The following is an 11,946-nucleotide window of genomic DNA, read 5'->3' as shown; positions in this document are numbered from 1 at the left end:
ATTTCTTGGTGAATTTGGTCTGTGGATTAATTGCCTATTGCCATCAGCCTAAGAAGCCCTCTCTCAATATCAATGCGTTTTTCCTCCCTTCGGCTTAACCCGAACTCAGGTTAGATTAAACCCGCCCTGAGGAAGCCAGAAGACAAAATTCAAAGGAAGTCTTGCTGATGAAATTACGCAAACTTGCATTGATACTGCACCGCTATGTGGGTGTAATATTCGGTCTTCTGATACTTGTAATCGGATTGACGGGAAGTGCCTTAGTCTTTCACGAAGAGATCGATCGCGCTCTCAATTCCCATTTACATCAGGTTGTCCCGCAAGGCGAACTTGCTTCCGAGAGCCTGCGCGATCGCATATCCCCAGATTCAGCTTTACAGATCGTCCGCTCAGCCTATCCAGACTTGACACTGTCTTATATCGATCTGCCGCGAAAGCCAGACTCGGTGTACACGGTGGGGATGGAATCAAAGAAGGATGAGTTTATCTACGCTTACGTTAACCCCTACACTGGAGCGATCCTCGGCACACAACAGTGGGGACGCACGTTGATGACTTTCGTGTATGACATCCACTTCTCTCTCCTCGCTGGCAAGGTTGGCGAGAAAGTCGTTGGGATTTGTGGCTTGTTGCTGTTGCTGCTGAGCGTCTCTGGGATGATTTTATGGTCTGGTTGGAGAAGGCTCCTTTCCGGCTTCCAGATCAGGTGGCAAGCTCCCTGGCAGCTGGTCAACTATGACCTCCATAAGGTCGGGGGTATCGTGTCTGCTGTGTTTCTGCTCCTGATTGCTTCCACAGGAGCCGCAATGATTTTTCACGCGGAAACCGAACCAGCAATCTACTGGCTGACACAGACGCCACAACCTACTCCCTTAACGTCTACACCTCAAGTGGGCAAGTCACCTTTGACACTGGCAGAAATTTTGCCCAAAGCTGATGCGGCGTTGCCAGAAGGCAAAACCACCTTCATTTCTCTTGCTAGTAAACCGGATGGAATCGTCAGGGTCACGAAGAAATTGCCCCAGGAAATCCGCCCAGATGGTCGTAGCCGTGTCTATCTCGACCAGTACAGTGGGAAGGTCTTGCGGGTGGAAAATGCGCTGACGGTACCTCTAGGAACCCGGATTATGAATGAGCTGTTTACTTTGCACATTGGGATTTATGGTGGGCTGGGAATGCGGATTTTGTATGTGTTCGCTGGCTTGACCCCCACCGTTCTATTTATCACTGGCTTTTTGATGTGGCGACAACGCCAGTGGGCGATCGCTCGTCGTCAAGAAGCGATCCGTCAGAGTCAGGGAATCCCAGAACCTCGCCCGAAAATCTACCCAACAACTGAAGTGCCTTGGATTTGAGGTGGGTGGCAAAGTTTATCTTATCTATCTTAAAAATTGATACTTAGCGGTGGCGGTTCTGTCCGCCTAGCATGGCAGGGGTAGCATGAGCAGGGAGCGGTTTGGAATCGTTCTCAATTATTGAGGCAACTGGTTCTGCTCCCTTAAGAATCTCTGGATTGAACCGATAGCCCACGTTGCGGACAGTTTGAATCATGCTGGGTTGTCGAGGATCGGTTTCAATTTTCTTGCGTAGGGAGAGGACGTGAGTATCAATAGTGCGTGGATTATCGATAGCGTCAGGCCAAGCGCGGCGCAGCAGTTCGGAACGGCTCAGCGCCACTCCTCCAGCCTGTGCCAGAACGTAAAGCAGGCTGAACTCTTGGGGCGTCAGGTCAATGAATTCTTCTTTGAAGCGGACGCGGCGCTGCACTAAGTCTATTTTTAGGTCGCCATAATCTAGGGATATCGGTGCGGCTGTGACGCGAACGCGGCGAACTAGCGCCTCAACCCGCGCCATAAATTCTTGCATCCCAAATGGCTTGGTCAAATAATCGTCGGCTCCCGCTTTTAACCCAGCGACAATATCGGCTTCCATACTGCGGGCGGACAGCATCAAGATGAGTACCTGTCCCTGTTGATGAAGCCATCGGCAAAATTCAATTCCATCGCCATCTGGCAGGTCGGAATCAAGGATTACGAGTGCAGGTTGGCGAGTATAAAACGTTTCTCTACCTTGATGAACGCCAGCGGATTGACACACCCAGTAGCTTGCTTGCTGTAAGTGCCAGCCCAGTAGCGATCGCAGGTGCGGGTTCCCCTCGATGATCTGAATGCAAATCGATCCCACGGTGGCATGCTTCCCTTCAAGCTGGTGAGATTTAGCTTAACAAAGCTTATGTCAGGATTCTGTAACCAGGGCTACGAGGGGTCTAGGCTATACAATTAAAAATTAAAAGTTAAAAGTTAAAAAAATTCTATTAAAACTCAAACTTTTGTTTTATATTTTTAATACTTTAAAAGAAATATTACAGATTTAGGGCGAGTCTGAAGTCAAAGCTGCCATTTCACCAAGCAGTCAGTAAAATGAAAGTTAACGAAGGGTAACGTTTAGTCAAGTTTACTGAACAATGCCATGCCAAAAGCTTCCGATGACCAAATTAGTATACCTAGCTAAAGCAAGCAGGATGTCTTTCCTACTAGAAACCCACTGAGTGAGGCACAAGGCATGAGCGAGGCACAAGGCATGAGACAAATCGCGTTTTGGATATACCAGGCATGGGACAACAGGCAAATCTATCCTGGTAATCGGAAATGTGGTTAAAAAACCGGAATTTTATTGACAAAAGCTTAAAATTCTGCTTATTACGGAGACAGTCTTTGTCAACCGGCGGTTTAAACCAGCTAACGACTAAATTCAAGTGCTTGCTAGAAAAGATGGCACAAATCGCTCGACAGGGGCATGACGTTGGGGATCAAGTTTTCTACGATGAAACTAAAGTGAGAGCGATCGCGCAACTCGCTGCTCTCGGCGGGATGAGTTTTGGTGTTATTCCCTTAATTTTCAAGGAACACAACCAAGCGTTCTCTCATCACCAAACTGGGGTGCATTCGTTTTCGGTTTCCGCACCGCAACTCCAAACCGCTGTAGTTCTGGTTAAGACACTAGCCTTAACTGAAGCAAACCCGAAGTACGCTTGCGTTTTCTAGCGCCTAGCGCCTAGCGCCCTTAAAGAGTTGCCAGAATCAAAGCTAACCGCTTAGAGCGAAAGTTTCCTTCTTGCGACTTCACCCCTTATACTTCTAATTCAAACCTGATACTTCCGACCATGCTACAGGACTCTCAAACCATCCGCTACTACCAAAGACTCACCGACGCCCTCGTCGAAATGTGGAATCGGGGTTATCGTTTCGATGATTTGCGGCTGTTTTTAGATGGCTATCTCGCAGCTATGCGTCATTCTAACGTTCTGGAACCCTTTCTCATCCACCGCTTAGAAGAAGAAGTTACCCGTTACATTTACGATCCATCCAACTTTGACATGACCCAGACTCAACCTAAATCGGACTATTATTAGTTCGGGTTAGCTGCTTTGGTCAAGCTGAGGCTATCAGCATCAGCCTTGCCATCGTTGCCTGTGGATAATGTGGTTAAATTGCCCACAGCGATCGGGTTTGGGTAGACAACAGCGAGCTTCCGGGTGCTGTTTATCTTTGAAGTTCAGCAGCTTCGGAATTTTTATACAGCCGATAAGGAAAATTTTGAAAAAAGAGCGATCGCCCTTAGTATCGTTTACGTCCTAGTCCAGTCAATAATTTTATTTAGGATGATTTAGGCTGCACAGCTTTTGAATGAGCTTTTAAATTTAGTCGCAAGTTATCCTAAACCCAGTAAAAATTCCCTCCTGGATTCTTAATTTGAAGAACCAGGAGGGAATTTTCAGTTCGTATCCCAAAGCTTTAGGAAGCTAAGGCAACTTCAACCATTTCCTGCAATTCGCCCTTTTGATACAGTTCAATCAGAATGTCTGAGCCGCCAACAAACTGACCATCAACGTAAACTTGGGGAATGGTAGGCCAATTAGAATATTCCTTAATTCCCTGCCGGATTTCCCAGTCGTCCAAAATATCAATCGTGTGGTAGGGTACGCCCAAAGTATTCAGAATTTGTACCACATTGTTAGAAAAACCACACTGGGGCATCAGCTTATTGCCCTTCATAAAGACCACAATCTTATGCTCTTTGAGCAAGCTGTCAATCCGCTCTTTTAGTTCTGGCGTCATAGTTCTGCTTGGAATGCCTCTATTTTCTAGTGTAATGCCAGTGCGCGAGAACGCAATTTTTATTCAGGTTCAACCTCGCTTGGTAGCAGCCTCCCAATCTTGGGGAGTATAGGTTTTCAGTGCTAGAGCATGAATCGCTTCTGTAGCCATCGCTTGCTGCACTGCACCGTAAACCAGTTGGTGCTGTTGTACAAGCCTTTTGCCTTCAAACTGCGACGAAACCACTGTCACTTGGTAATGGTCGCCACCGCCAGTCAGATCCTGAACTTGAATCTGGGCATCTGGCATTTTGGCTTTGATCATCGCCTCTACCTGATCTGGGCTAACCATTTAAACTCCCGTATCACTTCAAGTTGCTAATTCTAATCTACCGTTTAGGTGCAGAGGAAGATGAATTGGAGCGATCGCTCGAAGAATTAGCCGGTGCAGAATCAGGAGAATCGATAAATCCAATTTCTAGCAGCTGCTGATAAGCTTTCTTGCCGAGATCCCGTGTCGGCTGCTGACTGCGAACAATCTGTATTAACAAAGGTACTGCCAAATCTGGCTGATTTTGCGCGCGATGTACCAGCGCTAGCTGATAAGTTGCCCGATCTCGAAGTTGAGCAGCTTCTACAGCCTTGCGGCGTTGGCTCTCGTAAACTCGATTATCAATTCCCGAAAAACTAGAACCCAGTTGTTGATAGAAATTTGACAACTGGTTAAAAACCTGACGAGCCTCTTGGAGCTTCTTGGCGGCTAGAGTATAGTTTTGCGAAGATACAGCACTATCTGCCTCACTCAGCAAACGGTTCCCTCCTGCCATACTTAATAAGCCACTGTCCGGATCGATCGGGCGCAGATTGTTGGGATCGGTTAAGTCTGGTTGTGTTTGACTGGTGTCTTCTGGTAAAGCAGGCATTTGGTTCTGAGCCTGCACGGGTTGTAGCAGAGCCAAAGACACTGTCAAAGGTAGGCCAGCAAGGCAGGTAAAACCGAGGCGTCGAGCAGTTCCAGAAGATACCATAAAATAACCCTATTGGGGGGCTGAAAACAGAACGATGACAAACTTTGGGTATCTTAACATTGTCGGACTCACCAAGTTTAAGACCAGCCGCTGATAAATTCCCAAAGTCATGCCCTGTTTAGATTGACAAAACTATAAAAAAGTTTCCGAATATTCTTTAATAATATAAAAAATAAGGGTGGAGATTTTACGCGCAAAAGCTCAAATATCCCTAGAGCAATTCCATCTAATCTGATAAAGGACTGCGAATTTGGGCGGAGTCAAGGATTTCAATTGGATTTGTAGCCTTGTCCCGTCAACTTGCATCTTGTCCCTGCTGGTTGAAACCACCGTCACCCGTTCATCTGGCGCTAGGAGTTCCGCTAAGGGTCGATCCGCTATTTTTGGTTTAAATGCAGGTGATTGAGCGATCGCGCGATCGGCGTCAATCTGTAGCGATTTCCCAGCACCTCAATATCTTGTACACGAACAGGATATTGAACGTGTTGATGCAGCGATAGCGATCGCATCATCTATTATCTTTTTGCTGCGGCTTGCTCAAGAAGAAGCGAACCTTTCCCTTAAAATTAAAAATAAATTATCTGAACTAATTCTTGTGGATCAACTCGGAAGCCAGCCACAAAAGACTATCAAGCAGTTATTTAAAGCGGCAGAAGAGCAAGAGAAACAGGAAACGATTAGGGAAAAGCAAGAAGCCGGGGTGAGACATATCAAAGCGTTAGAGACGTTAGCTAAACGGGACGCCGATGCTTGGAAAGATGTCAAACGGCTGCTAGAAAGTTCTCAGGCGCAAGCTTATGATGAGGCGATGAAGTTACTTTTAAAGCTGCCAAGATTTAGCACTCCATAAAAACCAAAAGCTAGCTTTTCGGACACGCCTAAACCAAATTCAGGAGCAATACAGTAGACGCCCTGCTTTTATAAAACGTTTAAATAATGTAGGTTTGATATAAACCTACATCTTGCTCCCAATTGGTCAGTGCCAGGAATAGCAGCAATTTCGCAGTTGAACTGGCGTCAAGATGACAACGTCTTTTCAAGGCAAACGCTACCCTTAAGCCCTATGCGGATTGCTTCTATTTCCGACCAACCCATTCATGAAATCCCCTTTATTACCGCTGCTGCGGCAGGTCATCTCCATGTGGTTGAGCAAGTTTTACCGATTTTATCGGCAGAAGCTGACTCACTTCCACCTGGCTTAGACGCCATCATCATCGCTAGTGATTTACAGGGTATCAATCCCACAGATGGACGCCTTCTCGGTCATCGTGTCGCGGAAGAATTAGAAACTTTAGCGAACCTGGGACGAATTCCATCCCCACAGAAAACAGGCATTATCTTGGCAGGCGATCTTTACGCACGAAGCGATAAGCGTGGGGGTGAGGGAGATGTCCGCGAAGTCTGGCAATCTTTCAGTCGTCGTTTTCGCTGGGTTGCTGGAGTTGCAGGAAACCATGACATTTTGGGAAACACGCCAGAGGACATTAAAACCTTTAAAAAGGGGCGAGGTATCCGCTATTTAGATGGTGAAATCGCTGTGGTTGATGGATTCCGCATCGCAGGCATCTCAGGGATTATCGGCAAACCGACTAAACTTTGGCGTCGTTCAGAAAAGGATTTTCATCAAGCTATTCGCCAACTGCTCAAGGAGTTACCAGATATCCTAATTTTGCACGAAGGTCCCAACGATCCAGACGCGAAACTCATCGGAAATCAGTCAATTCGCGCTGAACTTGCCACAGCGAACGAGTTGTTAGTCATTTGCGGTCACTCCCATTGGAAGGTGCCGATGACTACTTTATTCCCAGGAGTCCAAGTTCTCAATGTAGACAGCCGCGTTGTTGTCCTCACGGTGGCAACGTTAGGGTAATTTGCTGCGAACCTTTTTTATAGACAAGGGGGCAAGGGGATGAATCATCAACGGAAAAATCGGCTTTCTCCCACTCCTCCACTTTCCCACTCCTTGATCCTCTAAAAAACCTACCCTTGTGAGGGGGTTAGGTCTGCTTTATCTGGGAAGGATTGATCCTAATAGGGTAGAAAACGAGCGTTTGTTTAAAGTCTAATTGTCATGCGGGTCTGAATTTTAGATAAAAATAAGTTATTGAGTCAAAAATTTGCTTTCCTCCAGCAGCTAGAAATTCGGCAAACACGGGCGTCAGCATTCATGAAGAAGGGGAAGGGGTTGTGGAGTGGATAGAACCGCTAAAAAAGGCACACCAGATACACCTATTGAAGGCATTGTTTGGACAGGGACAAGATAGTTTGAGTATCAAACCTGGGGATTGGTCATGGCCTTTCTGGCTGGCTGTACCACTCTACCCATACAGTCGGCGGCGGACACTCCGCAAAGAAGTCGTGAAGGACACGATCTGGACTTTTGACCAGATGCAGGGCATCCTCTACACTGTTGTACCGATTCGCATGACCGTCGTTAAGCTCTCTGAAGGGGGTCTTCTGGTCTATGCTCCAGTCGCGCCGACCAAAGAGTGCATCCGGCTGGTTCAGGAGTTGGAGGCGAAATACGGCGACGTTAAGTACATCATCCTGCCAACCGCTTCTGGCCTAGAACACAAGGTTTTCGTAGGTCCGTTCGCCAGACGCTTTCCTGTATCACAGGTATTTGTGACTGAGAATCAATGGAGCTTCCCGGTGAATCTGCCGCTGAGTTGGCTTGGTTTCCCTAGCAAACGGACTCACGTACTTCCGCAGAATAGCAAGGATGCGCCCTTTGCTGAGGATTTTAATTATGCGGTGCTGAGCATCGACTTGGGGCGAGGGTCCTTTGAAGAAGTTGCTTTATTGCACAAGCGATCGCGCACACTGCTGCTGACAGATTCGGTACTTTCGGTGCCAGAGTCTCCGCCAGAGATTGTCCAAGTTGACCCGTATCCCTTGCTGTTCCACGCCAGAGATAGCGCCTTGGAGCGGGTTAAAGATACTGAGGCGAATCGTCGCAAGGGATGGCAGCGCATTACGCTGTTTGCTTTGTATCTACGTCCCAGTGCCTTGGAAATGAGCGAGCAGGGGCAGGCTTTGCGCGATGCCCTGAAAGCACCGGATCGGTCAAAGAAGGCGTATTTCGGTTGGTTTCCCTTTAAATGGAAGTCTCAGTGGCAGCAGTCCTTTGAGGCGCTGCGAGGGGGCGGTCGCCCGTTCGTGGCACCAATTCTGCAATCGTTCATTTTCACCCAAGCGCCTCAGGCAGTCCTTGATTGGGCGGATGAGGTGGCAAGCTGGAATTTTCAGCGAATTATTCCCTGCCACTTTGATGCGCCGATTGAGGCAACTCCCGATCAGTTCCGGCGGGCGTTCACTTTCCTGAAGAAGAAGTCTTCTATCGGTGAGGGTTTCTTAGGGGGTGGAAGTCAGCCTTTGCCGGAGGAGGACTTTGAATTCATTAGAGAACTCGAAGAAAATTTGACTAAGCGCGGCATCACATCGCCACAGAAGGAAAAGGTATGAGGCGGTGATTTTTACAATTAGGTTCTTAGCCTGAATATACTTCAATCACTATACCCCCAACCCTTCCTTCATCAGCTCTGCATTTGATTCCATCTATATAGCAGAAGTGGCTTTTGTATTCTTCTTCTTCGTCGTTGCTGTCTGCATAATATGCGATGTATCCACCTGACATAGAACTATTGTAAAAATGCAGTTTTCTGCCATTAATATCTGTCGCTTTACTGCGACAGTCACTACAAATGTATTCCGGGTATCGAAGAGAAGGAGTCACCCCAGTATGACAAATGGGACAGGTTTGTGTGGTCATGCTCAAAACTATTTCTATACCTGTATGGCTATAGTCTCAATTTAATCAAAACAACCGCTCAATAAGACGGGCAGGAATATGTTGATTAAGTATTGGTGCAAAACTAATTACCCTGACTAAGATAGAAGCGATCGCTTCCCATGCGCTTCGGCTTTGGAAAAGTGGAGTTAGAGGGGAAGAACGCGATCGCTCTGAGCAATCTAGTTAATCTGAAGAATACTGGGCAAGTAAGTCTTGTGCCATTTTTCGATGTTTCTCAACTAAGTAAGGAGGAGTGAGAAACCGCACATTGCCCATAAAACGACAAGCCCAGTAACAGAATTCATTGAGCGAGCGCTGAGGCAATTCTATGCTGTACTCTAAATACTCTGGTTTCCCATCCTTCGCCTTTGACGCCAGAGTAATGTTTTGTCTGGGATGACGTTTCTCACCTTCCTGAATAAACGCCATTGCCTCTCGGAAAAACCGAACAGTCACTTTTACAAAGAGTAACTGACCTTGACGCTCTAGTTGCTGCTCTTGCCTTGTTCCTAAATAGATTCCCCACCCTGTTTCCAGTAGTTGATGGGCTATCTGCAAACTTTGCAACTGGTATTGTTTGCCTCGACCCAAAGCCTCTATCAGTTTAAAGTACTCGCTAAAGCGATCGAGTCTAGACAGTGCCAAGTGCCCAGTCTGGTAATGTTCGTGCAGCAGATACCAAGCAACATCTGAATATACAAGTTGCAGAGGATAAACCCGTATGAGGTGCATACCCTCACTCTGATTCTGATAAGGATTACGACAACGATAAATCTCAATTACTTGCCCTTTTACAATTGCAGTTTCTAATTCCTCTAACATCTCGAATAATGAGCCTCGGTACTTACTTTGAGACATCATCTCTTCGGGATCGGTATAGATGATTGCTCGATTAATCTGGGTTCGTACTGGATAAAATATGTTCTCGCGCAATCCCAAACCCCGTAGTCGTCGCTCTAAGGCTTGATATACCTTGCTAACTTGCGGATCTTGTTGATACTTCGCCTGAGAATACAGCGCATTCACTGCAACCTGTAGCTCCTCTCGGCTCATTGCACCCGTGCCCAAATAGTATCCCCACCGATAAATGGATTGATCGAGAATACCGTAGCGACGTAGAACCTTTAGATCCTTACGGATGGTGTGTTCTGTATAGAGAGGTAGGTCGATTCCAACCTCTTGTGCAACGTCCCGAAGACGGGCTAAAACCTCTCGTGAGGCATTGTGATGTTTTCCAGAGTTGCCATCTGGCGAGTCAACGTACCCTACACCAGGGTACTTTACCAGTGTGGCAACTAGCAGCATCAGCCGCTCAAAGGCATGGCAGTCGGAATAAGAATGAATTGAGGCTCGGCTCATCTTATGCTGTCAAACAATAGAAAGTATTTTACCGAAATAAATTAATAACCTTGAAAGCCAGATAGCATCTGCCTTTCTGCAAAATTATTACTTTTAACCTCAGTATCATGAATTTATAGAAACCAGCAGAACTCCCGATCTAAGATGCTTTCTAGATTGTCGATTTCACATTAGGAATATTCCTCATATGCAGCATTGCCCCGACTGTCAACATACACTTCCCAACCGTGAAGACCTTTTCTACTGTCCAAAGTGCCTGACTCCACTACGATGTAAGAACTGCAAGGCACCATTGGAACTTGGTGCGGTGGGTTGTGTTGCATGTGGTACGCCTATCGGTGAAGCCGGAGTCGCTTCAAACACTTGTACTCAAACTCCTCTTAATAAGGGCATTCAGGATGTTCCTCTTAACACCTTGAAGTTTGTTGAAAAGAGTAAAGGTCATTCATGCTCGTTTGAGGCTTCGTTAACGAATGAGATGGGAACTAGCTTAGGTGGTACTGCGCTAGCCGCAATTATCGGACGCACTTCAAACGGTATTCCTAGGAATGGTCACGCTAAAGGGCAAAACATCTATTCAGACGAAACCCAGCAACTCTCTTTGTTTGACTTGAATCAGAACCAGGATGAGATTGTAGTGAATGCCCCAATTCAACATACTCTTCCTCCTGCCGAATCCAGAGTAGATGCAGAAAAATTGCGGGACATCTTTCGCTATAACGGAGAGCAACTGCGTCTCAAGGAAACTCGGCTAAAAGCTAACAATAAACTAGATGCATCACGGCGTCTAGTTTACCTGTTCTTGTACGCCCATGAACTAGAAGGACGGCATGAAATTCCGCGCACAGTCCTTAATGAGGAACTCAAAAAAGCTGGATACTACGCTACCAACGTAGTTACCTGGATTAGCAAGAGCTCCGATCTTTTTCGGGAAGAAGATAGAGTAGGATTGCAAAAATCGGGTCGCGAGGAAGCGCAGAAAGTTCTTGCAGAAATCCTTGATCCTAATATTCAAAGCAAATGGAGCTTGAATACAGGTGGAGGGACACGAGGAGCAAAATCTAACGGTCAAGGAGATGAGAGCGCAGACAGTTCTCCCAAAAATGGTAGTCGGAAAAGTAATAGCTTTTCTCAAACTGTAGAGTCATGGGTTACTGCATGGAAAACTCTCTCCTTGAATATTGACGGATTTGCAGCTATCAAAGACCGCTCGACTTCAGAGAAAGGAATCTTTGCTTTGTGGGCTGTGGGCAAGGCAACTAGTGAGCCTGAACAGGGAGCCTCCAGCTATATGATCGCCCAGTTTTTGTACCTTACATTTGGTATCAAAGTAAGTGAGCGCAATCTCGGTCGGAGCCTAGGAGAGATTGCTGGACAGGGTGCTTTAATCAAAGTTCAAGGTGGATTTAAGCTACTTTCACCTGGCATTGCTGAAGCGGAAAAGATGGCAGGATTTGCACCGAACATCTCACAGACCACGAATTTACCTCAAGATTCTGAAAATTCGCCGTGATGAAATTAACAAGTTACTAACTTATCCAAGAACTTTTGGGAGATTAAGTGCTTAAGCAAAATTAATTACATATTCGGTTCCGACTTTTTTTAGCACATTTTTGACATACTTTACTAAACTTTTCCAGTCCCGATAAGCCTCTATCTCTATCCATTCA

General features: G+C 46.5%; 13 protein-coding genes and 1 pseudogene. 7 read left to right on the top strand and 7 right to left on the bottom strand.

The features are described from left to right. The first annotated feature begins 167 nt into the window (after window positions 1-167). On the top strand, window positions 168-1,355 hold the full coding sequence (locus NDI34_RS26095; RefSeq protein WP_348234276.1) for a PepSY-associated TM helix domain-containing protein: 1,188 nt from the start codon (window positions 168-170) through the stop codon (window positions 1,353-1,355). Between the two features lie 43 nt (window positions 1,356-1,398). On the opposite strand, the gene NDI34_RS26090 is transcribed toward NDI34_RS26095, so the two are convergent. Beyond that, entirely contained in the window at window positions 1,399-2,184 is a 786-nt protein-coding gene (locus NDI34_RS26090; RefSeq protein WP_190428949.1) for a winged helix-turn-helix domain-containing protein, read from the bottom strand. 587 nt (window positions 2,185-2,771) lie between these two features. Between NDI34_RS26090 and NDI34_RS26085 the strand changes: the two genes are divergently transcribed. Both NDI34_RS26085 and NDI34_RS26080 read left to right on the top strand, forming a co-directional pair. Continuing rightward, complete coding sequence (locus NDI34_RS26085; protein WP_190428948.1) at window positions 2,772-3,044, top strand: hypothetical protein; 273 nt, start codon at window positions 2,772-2,774, stop codon at window positions 3,042-3,044. Window positions 3,045-3,163: 119 nt separating this feature from the next. Next, a complete protein-coding gene (locus NDI34_RS26080; protein WP_190415582.1) occupies window positions 3,164-3,412 on the top strand; it encodes a DUF6761 family protein in 249 nt (82 codons plus the stop codon). Between the two features lie 382 nt (window positions 3,413-3,794). On the opposite strand, the gene grxD is transcribed toward NDI34_RS26080, so the two are convergent. The 4 genes from grxD to NDI34_RS26060 form a co-directional block, all read right to left on the bottom strand. After that, entirely contained in the window at window positions 3,795-4,118 is a 324-nt protein-coding gene (gene grxD / locus NDI34_RS26075; protein WP_190415580.1) for a Grx4 family monothiol glutaredoxin, read from the bottom strand. A gap of 69 nt (window positions 4,119-4,187) precedes the next feature. Continuing rightward, window positions 4,188-4,448, bottom strand: a complete 261-nt coding sequence (locus NDI34_RS26070) for a BolA family transcriptional regulator (RefSeq protein ID WP_190415578.1) — start codon at window positions 4,446-4,448, stop codon at window positions 4,188-4,190. A 37-nt stretch (window positions 4,449-4,485) separates the two neighbouring features. Beyond that, window positions 4,486-5,124, bottom strand: coding sequence for a hypothetical protein (locus tag NDI34_RS26065; protein WP_199292123.1), 639 nt, complete (start codon window positions 5,122-5,124; stop codon window positions 4,486-4,488). A gap of 377 nt (window positions 5,125-5,501) precedes the next feature. Then, window positions 5,502-5,636: a hypothetical protein gene (locus tag NDI34_RS26060; protein ID WP_348234275.1), complete on the bottom strand. Its 135-nt coding sequence runs from the start codon at window positions 5,634-5,636 to the stop codon at window positions 5,502-5,504. 83 nt (window positions 5,637-5,719) lie between these two features. Here NDI34_RS26060 and NDI34_RS26055 point away from each other — a divergent pair, with 83 nt between their 5' ends. The 3 genes from NDI34_RS26055 to NDI34_RS26045 all read left to right on the top strand — a co-directional run bounded on the left by NDI34_RS26055 (window position 5,720) and on the right by NDI34_RS26045 (window position 8,589). Next, window positions 5,720-5,974, top strand: coding sequence for a hypothetical protein (locus NDI34_RS26055; RefSeq protein WP_348234274.1), 255 nt, complete (start codon window positions 5,720-5,722; stop codon window positions 5,972-5,974). Window positions 5,975-6,130: 156 nt separating this feature from the next. Continuing rightward, window positions 6,131-6,994, top strand: coding sequence for a metallophosphoesterase (locus NDI34_RS26050; protein ID WP_348234273.1), 864 nt, complete (start codon window positions 6,131-6,133; stop codon window positions 6,992-6,994). A 362-nt stretch (window positions 6,995-7,356) separates the two neighbouring features. Beyond that, window positions 7,357-8,589 carry a DUF4336 domain-containing protein gene (locus NDI34_RS26045; RefSeq protein WP_348234277.1) on the top strand — a complete coding sequence of 411 codons (1,233 nt, stop codon included), beginning with the start codon at window positions 7,357-7,359 and terminating at the stop codon, window positions 8,587-8,589. A 511-nt stretch (window positions 8,590-9,100) separates the two neighbouring features. Here the strand turns inward: NDI34_RS26045 and NDI34_RS26040 are convergent. Next, entirely contained in the window at window positions 9,101-10,276 is a 1,176-nt protein-coding gene (locus NDI34_RS26040; RefSeq protein WP_348234272.1) for a WYL domain-containing protein, read from the bottom strand. 307 nt (window positions 10,277-10,583) lie between these two features. Here NDI34_RS26040 and NDI34_RS26035 point away from each other — a divergent pair, with 307 nt between their 5' ends. Further along, the gene (locus tag NDI34_RS26035) at window positions 10,584-11,789 is read left to right on the top strand and encodes a hypothetical protein (protein ID WP_348234271.1); all 1,206 of its coding nucleotides are present in this window, start codon (window positions 10,584-10,586) and stop codon (window positions 11,787-11,789) included. A 51-nt stretch (window positions 11,790-11,840) separates the two neighbouring features. Here NDI34_RS26035 and NDI34_RS26030 read toward each other — a convergent pair. Further along, window positions 11,841-11,946 (bottom strand): annotated as a pseudogene (locus NDI34_RS26030) (IS630 family transposase); the annotation flags it as partial.

Source organism: Trichocoleus sp. DQ-U1, assembly GCF_039961925.1.
Taxonomy (GTDB): Bacteria; Cyanobacteriota; Cyanobacteriia; order Cyanobacteriales; family FACHB-T130; genus FACHB-T130.
The sequence above is the reverse complement of the archived record's forward strand: the minus strand, read 5'-3'. Positions and strand labels throughout refer to the sequence as shown.